The 19,497-nt window shown below is 64.7% G+C and carries 18 protein-coding genes; 11 read left to right on the top strand and 7 right to left on the bottom strand.

Going from position 1 to position 19,497, the window contains the following annotated elements; translation table 11 throughout:
• Nucleotides 1-7: 7 nt before the first annotated feature.
• The gene (locus ACW7G0_RS13465; RefSeq protein ID WP_456990393.1) at nucleotides 8-976 is read right to left on the bottom strand and encodes a LysR family transcriptional regulator; all 969 of its coding nucleotides are present in this window, start codon (nucleotides 974-976) and stop codon (nucleotides 8-10) included.
• Nucleotides 977-1,137: 161 nt separating this feature from the next.
• Here ACW7G0_RS13465 and aceB point away from each other — a divergent pair, with 161 nt between their 5' ends.
• The 6 genes from aceB (at nucleotide 1,138) to ACW7G0_RS13435 (ending at nucleotide 8,651) form a co-directional block, all read left to right on the top strand.
• Nucleotides 1,138-2,853, top strand: coding sequence for a malate synthase A (gene aceB, locus ACW7G0_RS13460; RefSeq protein ID WP_456990392.1), 1,716 nt, complete (start codon nucleotides 1,138-1,140; stop codon nucleotides 2,851-2,853).
• A gap of 45 nt (nucleotides 2,854-2,898) precedes the next feature.
• Nucleotides 2,899-4,197, top strand: coding sequence for an isocitrate lyase (aceA, locus tag ACW7G0_RS13455; protein ID WP_456990390.1), 1,299 nt, complete (start codon nucleotides 2,899-2,901; stop codon nucleotides 4,195-4,197).
• 88 nt (nucleotides 4,198-4,285) lie between these two features.
• Entirely contained in the window at nucleotides 4,286-4,777 is a 492-nt protein-coding gene (locus tag ACW7G0_RS13450) for a hypothetical protein (RefSeq protein WP_456990388.1), read from the top strand.
• A gap of 39 nt (nucleotides 4,778-4,816) precedes the next feature.
• Nucleotides 4,817-5,029 carry a DUF2945 domain-containing protein gene (locus ACW7G0_RS13445; protein WP_456990386.1) on the top strand — a complete coding sequence of 71 codons (213 nt, stop codon included), beginning with the start codon at nucleotides 4,817-4,819 and terminating at the stop codon, nucleotides 5,027-5,029.
• Between the two features lie 131 nt (nucleotides 5,030-5,160).
• Nucleotides 5,161-6,147, top strand: a complete 987-nt coding sequence (locus ACW7G0_RS13440) for a GGDEF domain-containing protein (protein ID WP_456990384.1) — start codon at nucleotides 5,161-5,163, stop codon at nucleotides 6,145-6,147.
• Nucleotides 6,144-8,651 carry a putative peptide modification system cyclase gene (locus ACW7G0_RS13435; RefSeq protein ID WP_456990382.1) on the top strand — a complete coding sequence of 836 codons (2,508 nt, stop codon included), beginning with the start codon at nucleotides 6,144-6,146 and terminating at the stop codon, nucleotides 8,649-8,651. Before ACW7G0_RS13440 ends, ACW7G0_RS13435 begins: the two co-directional genes overlap by 4 nt.
• Before the next feature lie 42 nt (nucleotides 8,652-8,693).
• Here ACW7G0_RS13435 and ACW7G0_RS13430 read toward each other — a convergent pair whose 3' ends face one another.
• Nucleotides 8,694-9,014 (bottom strand): NHLP-related RiPP peptide, encoded by a 321-nt coding sequence (locus tag ACW7G0_RS13430; protein WP_456990380.1) that lies wholly within the window; start codon nucleotides 9,012-9,014, stop codon nucleotides 8,694-8,696.
• A gap of 134 nt (nucleotides 9,015-9,148) precedes the next feature.
• Here ACW7G0_RS13430 and ACW7G0_RS13425 point away from each other — a divergent pair, with 134 nt between their 5' ends.
• Both ACW7G0_RS13425 and ACW7G0_RS13420 read left to right on the top strand, forming a co-directional pair.
• Nucleotides 9,149-10,315, top strand: a complete 1,167-nt coding sequence (locus ACW7G0_RS13425; protein ID WP_456990378.1) for a putative peptide maturation dehydrogenase — start codon at nucleotides 9,149-9,151, stop codon at nucleotides 10,313-10,315.
• Between the two features lie 85 nt (nucleotides 10,316-10,400).
• Nucleotides 10,401-10,694 carry a hypothetical protein gene (locus ACW7G0_RS13420; RefSeq protein ID WP_456990376.1) on the top strand — a complete coding sequence of 98 codons (294 nt, stop codon included), beginning with the start codon at nucleotides 10,401-10,403 and terminating at the stop codon, nucleotides 10,692-10,694.
• A 9-nt stretch (nucleotides 10,695-10,703) separates the two neighbouring features.
• Here the strand turns inward: ACW7G0_RS13420 and ACW7G0_RS13415 are convergent, their stop codons facing one another.
• Entirely contained in the window at nucleotides 10,704-12,218 is a 1,515-nt protein-coding gene (locus ACW7G0_RS13415; RefSeq protein WP_456990375.1) for a YifB family Mg chelatase-like AAA ATPase, read from the bottom strand.
• Between the two features lie 9 nt (nucleotides 12,219-12,227).
• Nucleotides 12,228-12,527 (bottom strand): ubiquinone biosynthesis accessory factor UbiK, encoded by a 300-nt coding sequence (ubiK, locus tag ACW7G0_RS13410; RefSeq protein ID WP_456990373.1) that lies wholly within the window; start codon nucleotides 12,525-12,527, stop codon nucleotides 12,228-12,230.
• Nucleotides 12,528-12,718: 191 nt separating this feature from the next.
• Here ubiK and ACW7G0_RS13405 point away from each other — a divergent pair, with 191 nt between their 5' ends.
• Nucleotides 12,719-13,057: a P-II family nitrogen regulator gene (locus ACW7G0_RS13405; protein ID WP_456962884.1), complete on the top strand. Its 339-nt coding sequence runs from the start codon at nucleotides 12,719-12,721 to the stop codon at nucleotides 13,055-13,057.
• A gap of 11 nt (nucleotides 13,058-13,068) precedes the next feature.
• Here ACW7G0_RS13405 and speE read toward each other — a convergent pair whose 3' ends face one another.
• Nucleotides 13,069-13,920 (bottom strand): polyamine aminopropyltransferase, encoded by an 852-nt coding sequence (gene speE, locus ACW7G0_RS13400; RefSeq protein ID WP_456990371.1) that lies wholly within the window; start codon nucleotides 13,918-13,920, stop codon nucleotides 13,069-13,071.
• 250 nt (nucleotides 13,921-14,170) lie between these two features.
• Here speE and speA point away from each other — a divergent pair, with 250 nt between their 5' ends.
• On the top strand, nucleotides 14,171-16,069 hold the full coding sequence (gene speA / locus ACW7G0_RS13395) for an arginine decarboxylase (RefSeq protein WP_456990369.1): 1,899 nt from the start codon (nucleotides 14,171-14,173) through the stop codon (nucleotides 16,067-16,069).
• Nucleotides 16,070-16,077: 8 nt separating this feature from the next.
• A complete protein-coding gene (locus ACW7G0_RS13390) occupies nucleotides 16,078-16,932 on the top strand; it encodes an NAD(P)-dependent oxidoreductase (protein ID WP_456990367.1) in 855 nt (284 codons plus the stop codon).
• 24 nt (nucleotides 16,933-16,956) lie between these two features.
• Here ACW7G0_RS13390 and ACW7G0_RS13385 read toward each other — a convergent pair whose 3' ends face one another.
• A complete protein-coding gene (locus tag ACW7G0_RS13385) occupies nucleotides 16,957-17,757 on the bottom strand; it encodes an SPOR domain-containing protein (RefSeq protein ID WP_456990365.1) in 801 nt (266 codons plus the stop codon).
• Complete coding sequence (gene argS, locus ACW7G0_RS13380; RefSeq protein WP_456990363.1) at nucleotides 17,758-19,446, bottom strand: arginine--tRNA ligase; 1,689 nt, start codon at nucleotides 19,444-19,446, stop codon at nucleotides 17,758-17,760.
• Nucleotides 19,447-19,497 lie beyond the last annotated feature (51 nt).

Genomic DNA, 19,497 nt, shown 5'->3' with positions numbered 1-19,497 from the left:
AGCCGCCTCAGCGCTGGGATTGCCCGGTGGCGTCGTAATCCTGCCGCATGAACAAATCCGGTTTGATCAGCTCGGTGAACGCGCGTGCCTGGGGACTGAGGTACTTGCCCTTGCGCACCACCACGCCATAGCTGCGATCCGGGAAGTAGTCCGACAGTGAGCGGGCTACCAACCGGGATGCGTCGGCAGGGCCCAGACAGATCGCAGTGACAATGCTGATCCCCAGCCCCATGGCCACGTACTGCTTGATCACCTCCCAGCCGCCAACCTCCAGCGCGACGTTGTAGGGCACGCGATTGCGCTGGAATACCAGATCGACCATCCGGTAGGTGGTCAACCGTTGTGGCGGCAGGATCAGGCCGTAGGGAGACAGGTCCTGCAAGCTCAGCTTCTTCAGCGAGGCCAGCGGGTGGTCCAACGGGGTGATCAGCATCGGCTCGAAACGCGCCACCGGCGCGTAATCCAGGTCGCCAGGCACGTCGAGCATCGAGCCCACCGCCAGGTCCACCGCATCGGATCGCAATAATTCCAGGCCGCCGGCGCCGGTGACGTTGTGCAGGTTCAACCGCACCTCTGGCTGGGCGCTACGGAAGGCTGCGACGATCTGGGGTAACAGGTAGAGGATCGTGGAGCTGCCGGCGGCGATGTTGAGTTCGCCGGCATCCAGCCCGCGCACACGCTCGCGGAATACGGTGGGGAGCTCGTCGAAGCCCTCCACCAGCGGCCGGGCCAGCTCATACAGTGCCTCGCCCTCGCGCGTCATCACCAACCGCCGGCCGCTGCGTTCCAGCAGGCGCAAGCCCATGTCGCGCTCCAGAGCCTGCAGTTGCAGGCTGACGGCGGGCTGGCTCAGGTATAGCGCTTCGGCGGCGCGCGATACCGAGCCCAGTCGCACGGTCTGGCAGAACGCCCGCAGCGGCTTCAGCCGGTCGCCCTTGTAGGAAAAGCGCGGAACCGCGGGTGACTCGGCAGTCATTTGCACTCTCGTCGGGGACGCGCTGAAGGTCTGATCGGCAGGCTGGGCACCAGTTGCGATCCAGTTATATGTATAAATTATACAAGACATTGAAATATCTGTGTTGTCAAATACAAGTACGCAACCGCATGGTCGATCTCCCATCCCAACGGAGTACCGGCATGTCGGCAGTACGGCCTCTTGCCTCGCGAGATCCCACCGCAACGGTGACTATCACCGCGACAGCCAACGATCAGCAAAGCTTGCTGACGCCCGAAGCGGTGGCGTTTCTCGCAGCCCTCCACCAGCGCTTTGAAGCGCCTCGCCAAGCACGCTTGGCCCGTCGGATGACACGCCAGGCAAGCTTTGATGCGGGTCAGCTGCCGGACTTCCGCGATGACACCCGCTCCATTCGCGAAGGTGACTGGCGAGTCGCGCCATTGCCGGCTGCATTGTTGGATCGCCGGGTCGAGATCACCGGCCCGGTCGACCCCAAGATGGTCATCAATGCGCTCAACTCCGGCGCCAATTGCTTCATGGCCGACTTCGAGGACAGCACCTCGCCGACCTGGGGCAACCTGATGGCCGGCCAGCACGCCCTGCGGGCCGCAGCCGCAGGCACGTTGGAATACACAACCCCCGGGGTCGACGGCAAGCCGGCCAGGCACTACGCACTCAAGCCGTTGACAGAGCAAGCGGTGTTGCTGGTACGTCCGCGTGGCTGGCACCTGGACGAGAAGCATGTGCTGGTCGATGGTCAGCCGATGTCGGCCAGTCTGTTCGACCTGGGACTGTTTGCCTTCCACAACGCACATCTGCTCGCGGCGAAGGGCCGCGGCCCTTACTTCTACCTGCCCAAGCTGGAGTGCATGGAGGAGGCGGCCTTGTGGGACGAGGTACTCGGCCACATCGAGATGTCACTCGGGCTGGCGGCAGGCCAGATCAAGGTCACGGTGCTGATCGAGACCTTGCCGGCGGCGTTTGAGATGGACGAGATCCTGCACGTCCTGCGCGGGCGGATCGCCGGCCTGAACTGCGGGCGCTGGGATTACATTTTCAGCTACTTGAAGACCTTCCGTGTCCACCCCGACAGGATCCTGCCCGAGCGCGGCCAGGTGACGATGGAGCAGCCGTTCCTGCGCCTCTATTCGGAACTGCTGATCCACACCTGTCATCGTCGCGGCGCCCATGCGATGGGCGGCATGGCAGCGCAGATTCCGATCAGCAACGACCCGGCTGCGAATGCAGCGGCGATGGCCAAGGTGCGCGCCGACAAGATACGCGAGGTCACCGCCGGCCACGACGGCACCTGGGTCGCGCACCCGGGAATGATCCCGATTGCCCGCGACGTGTTTGACGAGCGCATGTCCACGCCGAACCAGCACCACGTGCAGCGCGCGGACGTACAGGCCTTCAGCGAGCGGCAGCTGCGCGATCAGCTGGTCACTCCGCCCTTGGGAACGGTCACCCGCGCGGGCTTCGACAACAACGTCGAGGTCTGCGTCCGTTACCTCGCCGCGTGGCTGGATGGCACCGGCTGCGTGCCGATCCACTGGCTGATGGAAGACGCCGCCACCGCCGAGATCGCCCGAGCGCAGTTATGGCAATGGCTGCATCACTGCGATCTTCCGGCCCGTAGCAAGCGAGGCCCCCTTGGCGCCGAGATGCCGACATCGCCACAACACATTCGCGAACCGCTGCACCTCGATGACGGCACCCCGATCGATTTCGCGCTACTCGACCGCGCCCTGATCGCGCTGCCGACCCGGCTCGGCGACCGCAGCAAGCTGCCCGGCGGCAGCCGCATCAACGAGGCCATCGGCATGCTCGATCGCCTGACCCACGCCGACACCCTGGAGGACTTCCTGACCTTGCCGGCCTACCAGCGCCTCGACTGACGTCGCATCAACCTCCAGCAACCAACCTGACCAAGGACCCACGCCATGACCAGCCAACCCACCGCAGACCAGATACGCCACGATTGGAACACCAACCCGCGCTGGACCGGTATCAAACGCCCTTACTCGGCCGAAGAGGTGGTGCGCTTGCGCGGCACCGTCGCCGTCGAGCACAGCCTCGCCACCCTCGGCGCCAACAAACTCTGGCACTCGCTCAACACCACGGACTTCGTCAACGCGCTCGGCGCGCTGACCGGCAACCAGGCGATGCAGCAGGTCAAGGCCGGACTCAAGGCGATCTACCTGTCGGGCTGGCAGGTCGCCGCCGACGCCAACCTGGGCGGGCAGATGTACCCCGACCAGTCGCTGTACCCGGCCGACTCGGTGCCGGCGGTGGTCAAGCGCATCAACAACACCCTGCTGCGTGCCGATCAGATCCAGTGCGCCGAGGGGCAGGGCGATATCGACTTCCTGCAACCGATAGTGGCTGACGCCGAGGCCGGCTTCGGCGGCGTGCTCAACGCGTTTGAGCTGATGAAGGGCATGATCGAAGCCGGCGCCGCCGGCGTGCATTTCGAGGATCAGCTGGCCTCCGCCAAGAAGTGCGGCCACATGGGTGGCAAGGTGCTGGTGCCGACCCGCGAGGCGGTCGAGAAGCTGGTCGCCGCGCGCCTGGCCGCCGACGTCATGGGCGTGCCGACCCTGATCGTCGCGCGCACCGACGCGGAGGCCGCCGACCTGTTGACCAGCGACATCGACGCCAACGACGCCGCGTTCGTCACCGGCGAGCGCACCGTCGAAGGCTTCCACAAAACCCGTAAGGGGATTGACCAGGCGATCAGCCGCGGCCTCGCCTACGCGCCGTACGCCGACCTGGTCTGGTGCGAGACCGGCAAGCCGGACCTGGCCTTCGCACGCAAATTCGCCGAAGCGATCCACGCAAAGTTCCCCGGCAAGCTGCTGGCCTACAACTGCTCGCCGAGCTTCAACTGGAAGGGCAACCTGGATGACGCGACGATTGCGAAGTTCCAGGTTGAGCTGGCCGCGATGGGCTACAAGTTCCAGTTCATTACCCTGGCTGGTTTCCACGCACTCAACTACGGCATGTTCCACCTCGCCCGTGGGTATGCCGAGCGCCAGATGAGCGCGTTTGTCGAATTGCAGCAGGCCGAGTTCGCCGCTGCCGCGCAAGGTTTCACCGCGGTCAAGCACCAGCGTGAAGTGGGTACCGGGTATTTTGATGCGGTGACCCAGGTGATCCAGGGCGGGCAGTCCTCGACCGTCGCGTTGAAGGGCTCGACCGAGGAGGAGCAGTTCGCACCCGCACGCGCCGCAGCGGCATGATTCGGCGCGTTCCGAGACATGTACGTTTGACAATCGCCCCATGCTGGTATTGTGGATTCACGATATCTGAAGACAAGGGGTAGGGGTCATGGATTTTCGTGTTCTGGTTTCATCGGCAGTGTTGAGCCTGTTCGTCAGCTTCTCGGCGTCAGCCGCTGAGGAGCCGCTGTCATTCTCCGATATCCGCGAACAGCAAATAGAGATCCGGGCGAACGTGGACGCCAACAGGCCTCCCTACGACGACATGTCACAACGCGAACGGGAGCGTCTGGTGCGACGGCAGGGCGACCTGCTGCACCTGATCGAGGGCAAGGCTTCGTTGCTCGACCTGGACGAGAAGGGTCGGACCGAAGCGATCAACTCGCTCGAGTGGATCCGCGCGGAGATTCACAACGCCGAGGAGGACCGCCTGGTCTGCAAGCGTGAAACGCGCGTCGGCACCCACCTGAAGGAGCGCGTGTGCAGAACCGTCGCGGAGCGGCGCAAGGATCTTGAAGATTCGAGAAAGCTGTGGGGAAACGGCAATCCCTGCTCCAACTCGAAGGGGTGCACGACGGCGAACGCGATGAGCGACGGCTGATAGGTAGCGGATTTGGCCCCTAAACATCCGAGGAGACCCATGTCCAATTACAAAGTTGGAGACCACGTCAGTTGGAACTCGGAGGCGGGCCACGTGAGTGGCACCATCAGCAAGGTCCACACTCGCGATTTCGACTACAAGGGCCATACCCATCGAGCCAGTGCGGATGAGCCGCAATACGAGATCAAGAGCGACAAAACCGATCATGTCGCCGCGCACAAAGGTAGCGCGTTGCACAAGTTGAAAGATTGACGAAGCGCGCCGCCGATGAGTGGCATGGCCTGTTCAGCTGGGTGCTATGCTGATTGCCTGTTCCAGCACTGCCAATGGCGGACGTGGAATTTGCAATGGGCATGGGCGCAGTCAAGGGACGAGGTCCGGACATGGGCGAGTTATCCAGCGACGAGTACGCTTTATTTGCGTCCCTCGCGCGCACCCGCCGTGTGGAAGCTGGCACCTCGTTGTTCCGTCGTGGCGACCTGGGTACCACGATGTATGTCATCGCCAGCGGTCTGGTCGAGCTGGATTTCGGCGACGACCTGATTGCGAAGTGCTTCGGTCCGCGCGAGTTTTTTGGCGAGCTTGGACTGTTGATCGGCGATCATGCTCGCAGTGCTGATGCCAATATCGTCACCGGTGGGGAGCTGTTGGAGTTGCGCCACGAGGAGTTCCAGCGACTGGTCGACACCAGTCCGAAGCTGATCTCCTATTTCCTGCGGCGTGCGATCACCCGCGTCGTGTTCAACGAGCGGGAGTTGATTCGACGCTTGCGTCGTCGCAACCAGGACTTGCAGGCGGCGATGGACCGTTTGCGGGCGACCAGCCAGCAACTCAGCCAGGCCGAAGCCCTGGTTCACAGCGACGAATTGACTGGCCTGTACAACCGGCGAGGGCTGTTGCAACACCTGGAAGAACGGCGCAACGGGGGGGCTACCAGTGGCCTTGGCCTGGTGTTGTTCGATTGCGATCGATTCAAGCAGGTCAACGACGATCATGGGCATCTTGCCGGTGACCGGGTGCTGCAGGCCGTGGCGAATATCCTTCGTTCGGTCACCGGTCCGGCGGACGTTGCCTGCCGGTTGGGAGGTGATGAGTTCTGCCTATTGGTCAAGGCTGATACCCGCCGGGACGTGCTGCGCTACGCGAACTTCGTGCTCGGCACGGTGCAGGGGCTGATGAAGGTCTCGCAGGGCCAGTCACTGGTTTGCGCGCTCAGCGCCGGAGCCTGCCTGGTGGCTCCCGATGGCGAATGGAACGACTGGTACGCCGATGCCGATGCCGCGTTGTATCGGGCCAAACGACTGGGCGGCGACCGGGTGGAGTGGCAAGAGGCATCTCCGGTCCAGTCGCAACCAGAGCCTGCCAGATGATCTCTGATCCCGCCTCGTCAGCCCCGGCTGCGTCCAGTGGCGTACCGAGGCTGTGCACGATCCTGCTGACCGACCTGGTCGATTCGACAGCCTGGGTCGAGCGACTGGGTGATGGCGCCGCGGCCGACCTGTTCCGTGCCCACGACCGCTTGACGCTGGAACTGTTGCAGCAATGGTCAGGTCGCCTGATCGATCGTTCCGACGGCTTGCTGTTGCTGTTCGAAAGACCCATCGACGGGCTCGCCTTTGCGCTCGATTACAACCGCGGATTGGCCCGACTGGGCACTTCACATGCCGTTGTACTGGAGGCTCGCACCGGCCTGCATGTTGGCGAAGTGTTGAGCTGGCGCAATAGCGATGAAGCGGTATCGATGGGTGCCAAGCCGGTCGAAGTCGAAGGGCTGGCCAAGCCCATGGCGGCACGATTGATGACGATGGCCCGGCCTGGACAGATCCTGTTGTCGGCCACCGCCGAGTCATTGACCCACCGTGCAGCGCGCGAACTGGGCGAGCGTGGGAAGCGCCTGTCCTGGCAGTCGCACGGGCGCTGGCGGTTCAAGGGGGTGTCAAAATCCCAGGAGGTGTTCGAGGTAGGTGAGGCGGGATTGGCGCCATTGCGGTCGCCATGCAGCAGCGCCAAGGCCTGGCGGGACGTCGCCTTATGGCGCAGGCCGGCAGCATTGGTGGCCGAGGCGGCAATGGTCCTCACGCTGGGTGTAGGGCTGTGGGTGATGGCCAAGCCGCAACCGGCCATTGCCTTCAACGAGCGCGACTGGGTGGTGTTGGCCGACCTGCGAAACTTGACTGACCAACCGCTGCTCAGCGCGTCGCTTGAGCAGGCATTCCGGATCAGCTTGGAGCAGTCCCGCCACGTCAACGTACTCAGTGATCTGAAGACCCAAGCCACATTGGTGCGGATGCAGCGAAAGGCCGGCACCGGGCTCGACCGCGCCCTCGCCTCCGAGATTGCCATTCGTGATGGTGCCCGTGCCGTGATCCTGCCCACGGTGGCCGAAGTTGGTGGCCGCGTGCGGGTCAGCGCCGAGGTGATCGACCCTCACAGCCAGACCACGGTGTATGCCGAATACGCCGACGGCAAGGGGGCGTTGTCCGCACTGGCGTCGATCGACCAGGTGACCGCCACGTTGCGTGAACGCCTTGGCGAAGCCCTTGAGGGAGTGCAGCGCGATTCAGTACCGTTGCCGGAGGTGACGACCGGTAACCTCGATGCGCTTCGGACCTATGCACTGGCCCGGAAGGCAACCGCGGAGCAGCGATGGGAGGATGCCAAACACCTTTACCAGCATGCAATCAAGCTTGATGACGGATTTGCGTTGGCCTACATGGGGCTGGTGCAACTGCATTGGTCATCGATCGATTACAAGGCGGCATTGCCCTACCTGGACAAGGCGCTGTCCCTGCGCGCCGCGCTGCCACCGCGCGACCGCCTGTATCTGGAAGCATGGAAGGCCGAGACAGCCAGTACCGGCACGCCACTGGAGGAGTGGCGCATGTTGGCATCGCTGTATCCGGATTATTTTGCCGGTGCGTCGAATGCTTCCTGGTACCTGCTGGAAGCCAATCGCTTCAAGGAAGCACTTCCCTATGCAGAGGCGGCCGCAGTGCCGCAGGATCCGTTGCGTGCATTTCCGATCCGGCATATCGGGCACATACGGTTCGCCCTGGGCGATCCGGCGGCCGCGCTCGAGCAGTACCGCCTTGCGGACAGGCTCGGGAACGGTCAGCCCACCCGGCATTCTGCGGCCGCGCTGGCAGCACTCGGCCGATACGACGAGGCCTGGCAGATTCTGGACGTCCTGAAACCCCGCGAAGGCGACCCGTCCAGTTTCTACATGAACCTGGATCGGGTATCGGTCGCGCTCGACCAGCAGCGCTTCGAGGTTGCGCGCAAGAAAGCCGCCGAGGCGATGGCTGCCACCGCTCCGCTGGATGAATTCCATCGGCACAATTTTGAATTGATCGCCCAATCGGCTGCGTTGGCAGACAAGCCCGGTGACGTGTCCGTCCCGAGTCTGAGGCGGGTTGCACGCGCGGCCGAGGCGAGGTTGCAGGACGTGAATTCACCCGCGCGCCAAGGCGACGCCTTCCGATTGTTGATGGCGGCCTACCTGGCCCAGCGCAGTGGTGACAGCGCGCTTTCCGGGGACGTCCTGCAACACTCCGCAGCGGCGATCAACGCGTTGGACGACATCAATACCGGCAAGCTGCTGGTTATCGTGCAGGCGACCCAACTGCGCCTGAAGGGAGATCACGATGCTGCGATCGCCTTGCTGGAGCCACAGATTGACGGATTCGAGCTGCTGCAGGCGCATTCGGCTTTGCTCGCGGCCTACGAGGCCGTGGGGAAGGATGAGCAGGCAGGGCAGCAAACGCGATGGCTGGCTGCCCACCTGGGCCGTGCCTACGCGGAAATCGGACATAGCCAGCTGTTGCAGCCGATCAATGTCGCCGATGTCCGGCAGGCCCTCAGTGACGGCAATTGATCGAAGGCTCTGACGGGCTTTCGTGGCGTCGATGCAGCCGGATTATCTGCTGCGAAGAAACGATGAGACCTTGCCTGCCTCGAAACAAAAAATCACGGTCAGTGGACCTGCTGCCGTGAGGTGCGATTTGAGTGCTTCGCGGGATTCGGCAACCTCGTGTTTCGAGGCCAGGCGGTCGACCTGGGTACAGCGCAAGGGCGACGCCCCGACGGGCAGGAAGTAGCCGACCTGGTTCAGCGCTTTCTCCGCATCCCGCTTGAAGAGGGTGCGAAATTCATCGTCGGTGCTCAGTAGTTCGAGAAGCTTGTCGGCGACGCTGGGATCCAGCGGCGGGTGCCCTGATCCGTCGTGCAGGTTAGTCATGGTTTCCCCTTTCCTGAAAATTGCTGCTGGCGGCCGGCCTGAGGTCCTGGCGCGCTGTGGACGGTTCGTATGGAGCCGGATTCATAACATACTCGGTGGATCTAGGATCCGGATTGCCGGGGGGGGGCAGGTGCATGCGGGTGCGTCGCTGCGCGGTGCTGTTTTTTGAGTTGCGGGAGGACGCCAGCTTCAGCCTGGCGTCGCTACTGACGGGGGGCGCGGGACTAAGCCGCGAGTCGCGTTGGCTGGCACTGACGCCCCATCTGGATCACGAGGTCGAGGTGGATGTTGTGCAACGCGAATTGCTCGGCGGCCTGAGTCCTGTCGAGTGGGTGGATGCCGACACCTTGTCGGACCATGCACCCGGGGCTCTCGAGCGTTTGCTGCGTGAGGGGTTGGTGGTTGCCGATGAGCAGCGCACAGTGCACTGGGAGCGCGATGATGTGCTTCGCGCCTCGTACTGGTGGCCCCTGGCCGCGCTCATCCATCGGCAGAGTCGTTGGCACGGGATTGATGGCGTGCGGGCCATGCAGGAAAACGACCTGGTGACCGCGGATAAATTGCGCCAACGATTTGGTGCGCCTCCCGCGGAAGTGGGCGAGCAAGCCTGTATCGCACCACGCCTGTATCTGCCGCGTGCAGCGGGGAACGATTTCGATGATCTGCTTGCGCGCCGGACCACCTGTCGAAATTTCGATGCCGACCGGCCTTTGCCGGAGGCCCTGTTCGCGCGGATGCTGCAACGCGTGTTCTCCGCGCAGGCGCAGGTGCGGGTCAGTCACGACACGGCGTTCCTCAAGAAGACCAGTCCCTCCGGCGGTGGCCTGCACCCGACCGAGGCGTACCTGATCGTGCAGGACGTGGAAGGTATCTCGCCCGGGCTATACCACTACCACCCGGTCGATCACGCATTGGAGCCGTTGCCGGCGCCCGCGCTGCCGTTGGCGGAATTCGCCAAACTCGCCTTGGCCGGGCAGCACTGGTTCGCCAATGCGCCGGTACTGGTGGTGCTGACGCCACGTTTTGGCCGCAGCTTCTGGAAATACCGCCACCACGCCAAGGCCTACCGGGCGCTGGTGCTCGACAGCGGGCACCTGTCGCAGACCCTCTACCTGTCGGCAACCGAGTTGGGTTTGGGGGCGTTCGTGACCTCGGCGATCAACGAGGTCGACATCGAGCGTAGCTTCGGTCTCGACCCATTGCTGGAAGGACCGCTGGCGATCTGCGGCTTTGGCTGGCGCGCCGGGACCATGGAGACTGCGGAGTTCGATCCGGCCCATGAGGTATGGCAGCCGGAATAACATGCGACGCGCCGACGCAGTCTTGACCGCTGTGGAATACGCGCGTAAACACTTCCAATTGGTATGTCTTTAAGGGGGGATATTCATGCAAGCCAAAGGTGTAATTGTGTTGCTCTTTTCCGGCCTTCTGCTGGCCGGGTCGGTTGTCCACGCGGGGCAGGTGAGTGCGCCGGCCGACGCTGCAGCCGTGGCCAAGGACGCGGCAGTAACCAACGCGGACGATGACGGTGACCGGATGGTCTGCGAATACGAGAAGAGAATCGGCAGTAACATGAAGACCCGCATCTGCAAAACCGCGCGGGTGCGGGAACGCGAACGCGAGATATCGCGAGCCGCCATGGAAAGTCGTTCCATCTGTGCGGACTGCGGCGGCGACTGAGCTGGCTTCCTAGGCGGCCTGGTTAGCCTGGCCGCGGTCCATTCTCCGGTAACCAATCGCTTCGCTCAGGTGCGGGGTGCGGATGTGCGGACTGTCGGCAAGGTCGGCGATGGTCCGGGCGACCCGCAAGATCCGGTGCATCGAGCGTGCCGATAGCTGGAGTGCATCGATGGCGCGCTCCAGCAAACCGTGATCGGCGTTGGATAGTCGGCAGGTCGCGGCGGTTTCCGGCTGGCTGAGTTGCGCGTTGGCTTTCCCGGCACGATCGGATTGCAGGCTTCGGGCATGCAGGACACGCTTGCGCACCTGTTGGCTTGGCTCGCCGTCGGGAGCGTCCGGACGTAGCGCCGATGTCGGCAACCTCGGAACCTCCACGTGCAAGTCGATCCGGTCCAGCAACGGGCCGGAGATGCGTGCGCGATAGCGCAACACCGTGTCGGGGCTGCAACGGCAGCGACCGCTGGGATCGCCGGCCCAGCCACAGGGGCACGGATTCATCGCCGCCACCAGCTGGAACCGGGCCGGGAATTCGCAGCTGCGCGCGGCCCGCGAAATCGTGACCACGCCCGACTCCAGCGGCTCACGCAGTACCTCAAGCGCGTGCCGCCCCCATTCGGGCAGTTCGTCGAGGAAAAGCACGCCGTTGTGGGCCAGGGAAATCTCACCGGGTCGGGGCTCGGCGCCGCCGCCCACCAGCGCCACCGCACTGGCGGTGTGGTGGGGCGCGCGAAACGGACGCTCGCGCCATCGTGACGGGTCCAGTCCGCGACCACTGATGGAAGCAATCGCGGCCGAGTCCAGGGCTTCGTCCTGGGTCGCGTCCGGAAGCAGGCCGGTCAACCGCGATGCCAACAAGGTCTTGCCGCATCCCGGCGGGCCGACCAGGAGCAGGTGATGGCCGCCGGCGGCAGCGACTTCCAGTGCGCGCCGGGCATGGGTTTGCCCGCGAACGTCGCTGAGGTCGGGGCCGCGAGTGCGCGAGGTGGGCATCGCGATCGCCGATGGCAGCGACTTGGTCCCGCTCATCATCGCGCACACCTCCAGCAAGGTACGCGCGGTGCGTACTTCGACCTGGCTGGCCAGTGCCGCCTCGGCGCCATTGCCAAGCGGGACGATCAACTTGCGTCCGGCACTGCCCACCGCCAATGCCGCCGGCAGGACGCCGTCGATGGCGCGCAACTCGCCGGTCAGCCCAAGTTCCCCGAGAAACTCATACTCGCTGAGTGCCTCAAGCGGGATCTGGCCGCTGGCGGCGAGAATGCCAAGGGCGATAGGCAAGTCGAAGCGACCGCCGCACTTGGGCAGGTCGGCCGGTGCCAGGTTGACGGTGATCCGACGCGTCGGAAACTCGAGTTGCGCGCACTGGATTGCCGCGCGAACCCGATCCTTGGCTTCGCGCACGGCAGCTTCGGGCAAGCCGACGATCGACATCGACGGCAGGCCGCCACCAAGGTGGACCTCCACACGGACCGCAGGCGCACGCACCCCCGATCGCGCACGGCTGTGCACGAGTGCCAGGTTCATCGGGACGACTCAGTGGCGCGGCTGGGCGGGAGTATCAAACGACGGCGCTGCACCGCCGGAACCGCGCTCGACCTGCGCCTCCAGGTCGGACACCGTGCGTTGCAGTTGCTCGAGCTTCTCGCGGGTACGCAGCAACACCGCGCGCTGGACTTCGAACTCCTCACGGGTGACAAGGTCGAGTTTGGACAGCCCGGTCTGCAGCACCGATTTGATGTTCTGCTGCAGTTCCTCACGGCTCTCGCGCACGCTTTCCGGGACCAGGCCGCTAAGGCGGCGGGCGAGTTCGTCGATGTGGTTCAGATCGATCATGGTGGGCTCCTGCAACAATGGTCCCAGCCTCGCGTGCCGGTCGGTCCGGCGCCATCAGTCGGCGCCGCGATCAGGGGTCAGATTAGTCTGACCCTGATGGCCCGACCCCGCGGAGCCGCTACTCTAACCCAGGCGACGGAACGCTAGCGTTATCCTCGTCGACAATCGTACCCAAGCCCCGGAGGCAGTGGATGAAAATGGTGATGGCGGTGATCAAGCCGTTCAAGCTCGACGATGTCCGCGAGGCATTGGCAGAGGCCGGGGTGGCCGGGATCACGGCCACCGAGGTCAAGGGATTCGGTCGCCAGAAAGGCCATACCGAGTTGTATCGCGGGGCCGAGTACGTGGTCGACTTCCTACCCAAGATCAAGCTGGAGGTCGCGATCACCGACGACCAGGCCGACACCGTGGTGGAGGCGATCATGAAGGCCGCCGGCACCGGCAAGATCGGCGATGGCAAGATTTTCGTCTGGGACCTGGACCGGGTGGTCCGGATCCGTACCGGCGAACTGGACGGCGACGCGCTGTAGGCAGGCCAGGGTTACTCGCCCAGTGCTGCGGCAACGAAGGGCGGCAGGGTTGAGGCGCCTTTGTGGATGTCGGCGCTGTAATAGTGGCTATCGAAGGATTTGGCGCGCGCGTCGGCCTCGCGGAAGTCGAAACCGCGTGACTTCCTCGCCAGCGTGCAGCTCCACCAGCCAGTGGGGTAGCACGGCTGCGGGAACGGCAGGGTCTGGAACGACGTAAAGCCGGCCTTTCCCATCTCCGCGCGCATCGCCTTGATCAGCTCCAACAGCACCAGCGGCGACTCGGATTGCTGCACCAGGATGCCGTCGTCCTTCAAGGCGCGAAAGCATGAATCGAAGAACGACTTGTTGAACAGGCCCTCGGCCGGCCCGACTGGATCGGTCGAGTCGACGATCACGATATCGAGGCTGCCGGGCGCACAGTTTTTCATGTACGCGATGCCGTCGTCGAACAGGAGTTGCGCGCGCGGATCGGCATTGGACTCGCACAGCTCGGGGAAGTACTTCTCCGACATCCGGGTGACCTGCTCGTCGATGTCGCACTGCACCGCGCGTTCCACGCCGGGGTGCTTGAGCACCTCGCGCAGGGTGCCGCAGTCGCCACCGCCGATGATCACCACCTGCTTCGGGTCGGCATGGGTGAACAGCGCCGGGTGCGACATCATCTCGTGGTACAGGAAGTTGTCGCGCGTGGTCAGCATCACCGCGCCGTCGATCAGCATCAGGTTGCCCCAGTCGGTCGTCTCGAAGATCTCGATCTTCTGGAATGGCGACTGCACCTCGTCCAGCTTCTTGTTGATGCGGAAACCGATTGCCGAGCCTGACGGCTCGAAGTTCTCGTAGTGCCAGGAGGGGTTGGGGGTCATTGCGGTTCGTCCAGTATTCGGGGAGGCCGCCATCGGGCAGTCCCGCTCGGGGCCGCCATTTGGTGGGGTCGAAATTAAACCCCAATTGTAGCGAACCATCCGCTGCGCTTTCGTGATGGATCGTCGTGCGACGGACCCATGATCAGCGGTCGGTGCCTGATGACGGCAGGGTAAACCGGCTTCCGTTGTGACGCCCACGGGTCACCGGGACGATAGAATGCCAATCCCCCACACTGCTGGTAGCAAACCGATGTCCCACTGGTCGATGGATCAGGCCCGCAAAGCCTATTCGATTCCGCATTGGAGCGAGGGGTACTACGACGTCGACAAGGCCGGCCGGGTCACGGTGCTGCCGACGGGTGCCGGTGGTCCGGCGGTCGCGCTGCCCGAGGTCGTCGATCAGGCTCGCGCCGAGGGCGCCCGGTTGCCGCTGCTGGTGCGGTTCCCGGACATCCTGGGCGACCGGTTGGGCAAGCTGCAGGGCGCGTTCGTGCAGGCGATGGCGGAGGCGGACTATGCCGGTGGCTACACCGCGGTGTACCCGATCAAGGTCAACCAGCACGAAGGCGTCGCTGGCACGCTGGCCTCGCACCACGGCGAGGGTTTCGGGCTGGAGGCCGGCAGCAAGCCGGAGCTGATGGCGGTGCTGGCGCTGAGCCGGCCGGGCGGGCTGATTGTCTGCAACGGCTACAAGGACCGCGAGTACATCCGCTTGGCGTTGATCGGCCGCAAGCTCGGCATGGAGACCTTCATCGTCATCGAGAAGCCGTCCGAGCTGGCGTTGGTGATGGAGGAGTCGAAGGCGCTGGGCGTGAAGCCGGGTCTGGGCGTGCGCATGCGGCTGGCCAGCCTGGGCGCGGGCAAGTGGCAGAACAGCGGCGGCGACAAGGCCAAGTTCGGCCTGTCCCCGCGCCAGGTGCTGGACCTGTGGAAGCGGCTGCGCGAGGCCGACATGACCGATTGCCTGGGCCTGCTTCACTTCCACATGGGTTCGCAGATCTCCAACGTGCGCGACATCGCCAGTGGCATGCGTGAGGCCACGCGCTATCTGATTGAGCTGTCGAAGCTGGGCGCGAACGTGCGTTACATGGACGTCGGCGGTGGCCTGGGGATCGACTACGAGGGCACCCGTTCGCGCAGCTACTACTCGATCAATTACGGCATGCAGCAGTACGCCAGCAACATTGTGCAGCCGCTGGCCGATGCCTGCGCCGAGCACGACCTCACGCCGCCGCGGATCGTCACCGAATGCGGCCGCGCGATGACCGCGCACCACGCGGTGCTGGTGGCCAACGTGTCCGAGGTGGAGCCGGCGCCCGAGGGCCGCGTGCCGGACCTGCACGACGACGAGCCGGCGGTGATCCGCCACCTGCGCGGGATCCATGCGGAGCTGGACGCGCGCCCGGCGGTAGAGCTGTTCCACGAAGCGGTGCATTTCCACAGCGAAGGTCTGACCGCGTACGCGCTCGGCCAGATCGACCTCACCCACCGCGCCCGCATCGACGACCTGTTCTACCTGATCGCCCACGGCGTGCGCGACCGCCTCAGCCCGGGCGAGAAGAGTCACCAGAGCGTGCTGGACGAGCTCAACCAGCGGCTGGTCGACAAGTACTTCGTCAATTTCAGCGTGTTCGAGTCGATGCCCGACGTGTGGGCAATCCAGCAGGTGTTCCCGATCATGCCGATCGAGCGGCTGGACGAGGCGCCGCAGCGCCGCGGCGTGATCGCCGACCTGACCTGCGATTCCGACGGCCGCATCGACACGTATGTCGGCAACGAGACGCTGGACACCTCGATGCCGATCCATTCGCTCATTCCCGGCGAGAGCTACCGGCTGGGCTTCTTCCTGGTAGGCGCCTACCAGGAGATCCTCGGCGACATCCACAACCTGTTTGGCGACACCGATGCGGTCGAGGTGCGGGTGGACGGCGCGGCCGACGGCGGCTACCGGCTGGCCCAGCAACGTCGTGGCGACACCACCGACGTGATGCTGGACTACGTCGGCTACAAGGTGGACGACTTGCGTGCGAACTACCGGCAGAAGGTAGCTGCCGCCAACCTGCCCGCGGATGAGGCCGACCAATTGAATGCGACGTTGGAAGCGGGCCTGACCGGTTACACCTATCTCGACGACGCGCCCTTGGCATGAGGAACTGCATGAAAACCGGATTTATTGGCCTCGGCGCGATGGGCGCACCGATGGCGCGCTACCTGCACTCACGCGGCCTGCTGACCGCCGTGGGCAACCGCACCCAGGCGAAGGCCGATGCGCTGGCCGCCGAACTGGGTATCCGTGCCGCACGCTCGGCCGACAACTTCGCCGATTGCGACGTGGTCGCGCTGTGCGTGTCGCTGGACGCCGACGTGCTGGAAAACGTCAACGCACTGGCGCAAGTGCTCAGGCCCGGTTCGGTGGTGGTCGATCATTCCACCGTGTCGGTGCAGACGGCGCGGCGGTCAGCGGCCACCTTGCAGGCGCAGGGGATTGGCTTTATCGACGCGCCGGTGTCGGGCGGTGTTGAAGGTGCGCGCAACGGCAAGCTGTCGGTCATGGCGGGTGGCACGGAGGCCGACTTCCAGACGGTGCAACCGGTGCTGCAGGCCTACGCCAGCCGGATCAGCCACATGGGCGATACCGGTGCCGGACAGGCGACCAAGGCCGTCAACCAGGTGCTGGTGGCCGGCATCAACGAAGCGGTCTGCGAGGGGCTGGCGTTGAGCGAGAAGCTCGGCCTGGATCCCGAGCGCCTGCTGCCGACCCTGATGGCGGGCGCGGCCGGCAACTGGTTCCTCGACAAGCGCGGCGCGACCATGCTGCGCGGGGAGTTTGCCCCAGGTTTCAAGAGCGCGCACATGCTCAAGGACCTGCGCATCGTTCGCGATATCGCACGCGAGGCAGGAGTCCGCCTGCCGACGCTGGAACTGGCGTTGGCCGACTACACCACCCTGGCCGAACGCGGACACGGGGATGCCGATACATCGGTATTGATAAAGCTCAAGCGCGGCGACTGACCGCGCCCGGCGGCGGTGCGGGGTCTACTTGACCTTGATCGCCATGGCCGGCAATCCGCTGTTGCCCAACTTGCGCTTGGCATCCGCCAGGTCGCCGGCGGAGTCGTAGGGGCCCATGCGCACGCGATAAATCGTCTGGCCATTGATCTGGGCCGGCTCGACTCTTGCGCTCAAGCCAACCATGGCGATGCGTGCCTTGAGCTCTTCCGCCTGGCTCGCCCCCTGGAAGGCGCCGGCCTGCAGCAAATAGCGGACGCCATCGGCGACGGCAGTCGCGGTGGTCGGCTTGGGTGCGGCGACTGAAGCGGTGTCGCGGTCGGGTTGGCTTGCGGACGACGGCGTCGCGGGAGCCGTCGTCGCGGGTTGGGGCGCCGGATCAACGGGGGTTGGCAACGCGAGGTCGGCGGCGTCGGGATTGGCGGAGACGACGACCTGGGCAGGTTGCTCTCCGCGCAGCAGGGCGGCGGCGCGTGCGGCTTCGGCACGCTCCGTGGCGGCCAGTTCGGCGTCGCTGACGGCCACTTCCTTGCCCGGTAGCAGCGTGTAGAAATCGTACTTGGGGCCACCGTCGTTGACGGCGGGTTCCCCTTCGGCGCCTGACTGTGCCGGAGCGGCCTCATCGCCGCCACTGACAACCGGTGCCGGACGGGCATCCGGGTTGGGTTGGGGACGGAAGAAGCCATCGCCATCCGACTTCAACAGTTTGGGCGCGAGCGCGATTGCCGCGATGGTCAATACGATGCCCAGTACCATCCATGCCCAGCCCGGCAAGCCGTTGTTGCCCTGGTTGCGCCGCGCCTGTGTCTTGCCACGTCGTGCTGCCACCTACATTACCTCCGGGGCGTTGATGCCCAACAAGCCAAGTCCATTGGCCAATACTTGCCGCGTTGCCATTGCCAGCACCAGCCGAGCGTTGCGCTGGTCGGCATCGTCGACCAGGAACTGGTGGCCGTTGTAATACGACTGGAAAGTTTGCGCCAACTCCAGCAGGTAGATGGCCAGCTGGTGCGGTTCCAGGTCCTGACCGGCGCTGTCGACCACGTCGGGATAGCGCAGTACGGTCACCACCAGCTCGTGGGTGGCGGCGTCATCCAGGTCCAGCGGCAGCGCCAGTCCGGCCTCGCGGTCGAACGACAACCCGCGCTCGTCCAGCTGGCGCATCAGCCCGCACATCCGCGCATGCGCCACCTGCACGTAGTACACCGGGTTGTCGAGTGACTGGCTGCGTGCCAGATCGATGTCGAAGGTCAGCTGCGAGTCGGGCTTGCGCGCGACCAGGAACCAGCGGGTAGCGTCGCGGCCCGCCTCGTCGACCAGCTCGCGCAGGGTCAGGTAACTGCCGGCGCGCTTGGACAGCTTTACCTCTTCGCCGCCACGCATCACCGTCACCATCTGGTGCAGGACATACTCCGGCCAGTCCTGCGGGATGGCCAGATCCAGCGCCTGCAGCCCGGCACGCACACGCGACAGCGAGCCGTGGTGGTCTGCGCCCAGCTCGGTGATGGCGCGCTCATAGCCACGTTGCCACTTGCTCAAGTGGTAGGCGACGTCCGGCACGAAATAGGTGTAGCTGCCGTCGGACTTGCGCATCACGCGGTCCTTGTCGTCGCCAAAATCGGTGCTGCGCAGCCACAGCGCACCGCCTTCCTCATAGGTGTGGCCGTTGGCGGTCAAGGCGGCGACGGTCTCGGCGACCTTGCCGTCGGAGTAAAGCGAGCTCTCCAGGAAGTACACGTCGAAGCTGACGCCGTAGGCCTGCAGATCGTCGTTCTGCTCACGGCGCAACCACGCAACCGCGAAGCTGCGGATCGCGGCGAGGTCGTCGGGGTCGGTCGCGGCGGTGATGGTCTGGCCGTCCAGCTCTACGCCGGCGCCATCCAGGTAAGCACGTGCCACGTCGGCAATGTAGTCGCCGCGGTAGCCATTTTCGGGCCAGTCGGTGTCGTCCGGCTGGATGCCACGCGCTCGTGCCTGGACCGACAAGGCCAGGTTTTCGATCTGCACGCCGGCATCGTTGTAGTAGTACTCGTGGGCGACATCCCAGCCGTTGGCATCCAGTACCCGGGCAATGCAATCGCCGATCACCGCCGCGCGGCCATGACCGACGTGCAGCGGGCCGGTCGGATTGGCCGACACATACTCCACTCCGGCGTGGTGGCCGTTGCCGGAATCGTTGCGGCCATAGGCCTGGCCGCGGTGGAACACCTCGCCGAGCTCGCGACGCCAGGCCGCCTCGTCGAGGTGGAAGTTGATGAACCCCGGACCGGCGATTTCGACTTTGGCAATGTCGGCGCTGGCCGGCAGTGCCTCCACGATCGCTTGTGCGATCGCGCGCGGATTGGCTCTTGCCGGTTTGGCCAGCAACATCGCCGCGTTGGTCGAGAAATCACCCTGCGCGCGCGTCTTCGGGCGTTCGATCACGAAGTCGGGTGTTTCCAGATCGGCCGGAAGGCTGCCGGCGGAACGCATCGCTTCGATGGCTTGGATGACCAGGGCGCGGAGGGTGGTTTTCACGAAAACTCTGGAAAGGCGGCAGAACCGGTCATTTTACCCGGAATTGAGCGT

The sequence above is a fragment of the Lysobacter sp. A286 genome (assembly GCF_054052105.1).
Note: the sequence above shows the minus strand (reverse complement) of the source record. Positions and strands in the feature narration are given on the sequence as shown.

What these genes read in the sequence shown, in the direction of transcription:
- aceA (WP_456990390.1), top strand. Translation starts at nt 2,899, where the DNA reads ATGACCAGCCAACCCACCGCAGACCAGATACGCCACGATTGGAACACC.
- ACW7G0_RS13425 (WP_456990378.1), top strand. Translation starts at nt 9,149, where the DNA reads ATGCGGGTGCGTCGCTGCGCGGTGCTGTTTTTTGAGTTGCGGGAGGAC.
- ACW7G0_RS13450 (WP_456990388.1), top strand. Translation starts at nt 4,286, where the DNA reads ATGGATTTTCGTGTTCTGGTTTCATCGGCAGTGTTGAGCCTGTTCGTC.
- ACW7G0_RS13430 (WP_456990380.1), bottom strand. Translation starts at nt 9,014, where the DNA reads ATGACTAACCTGCACGACGGATCAGGGCACCCGCCGCTGGATCCCAGC.
- speA (WP_456990369.1), top strand. Translation starts at nt 14,171, where the DNA reads ATGTCCCACTGGTCGATGGATCAGGCCCGCAAAGCCTATTCGATTCCG.
- ACW7G0_RS13415 (WP_456990375.1), bottom strand. Translation starts at nt 12,218, where the DNA reads ATGAACCTGGCACTCGTGCACAGCCGTGCGCGATCGGGGGTGCGTGCG.
- aceB (WP_456990392.1), top strand. Translation starts at nt 1,138, where the DNA reads ATGTCGGCAGTACGGCCTCTTGCCTCGCGAGATCCCACCGCAACGGTG.
- ubiK (WP_456990373.1), bottom strand. Translation starts at nt 12,527, where the DNA reads ATGATCGATCTGAACCACATCGACGAACTCGCCCGCCGCCTTAGCGGC.
- ACW7G0_RS13445 (WP_456990386.1), top strand. Translation starts at nt 4,817, where the DNA reads ATGTCCAATTACAAAGTTGGAGACCACGTCAGTTGGAACTCGGAGGCG.
- ACW7G0_RS13435 (WP_456990382.1), top strand. Translation starts at nt 6,144, where the DNA reads ATGATCTCTGATCCCGCCTCGTCAGCCCCGGCTGCGTCCAGTGGCGTA.
- ACW7G0_RS13465 (WP_456990393.1), bottom strand. Translation starts at nt 976, where the DNA reads ATGACTGCCGAGTCACCCGCGGTTCCGCGCTTTTCCTACAAGGGCGAC.
- ACW7G0_RS13420 (WP_456990376.1), top strand. Translation starts at nt 10,401, where the DNA reads ATGCAAGCCAAAGGTGTAATTGTGTTGCTCTTTTCCGGCCTTCTGCTG.
- speE (WP_456990371.1), bottom strand. Translation starts at nt 13,920, where the DNA reads ATGACCCCCAACCCCTCCTGGCACTACGAGAACTTCGAGCCGTCAGGC.
- ACW7G0_RS13405 (WP_456962884.1), top strand. Translation starts at nt 12,719, where the DNA reads ATGAAAATGGTGATGGCGGTGATCAAGCCGTTCAAGCTCGACGATGTC.
- ACW7G0_RS13440 (WP_456990384.1), top strand. Translation starts at nt 5,161, where the DNA reads ATGGGCGAGTTATCCAGCGACGAGTACGCTTTATTTGCGTCCCTCGCG.
- ACW7G0_RS13390 (WP_456990367.1), top strand. Translation starts at nt 16,078, where the DNA reads ATGAAAACCGGATTTATTGGCCTCGGCGCGATGGGCGCACCGATGGCG.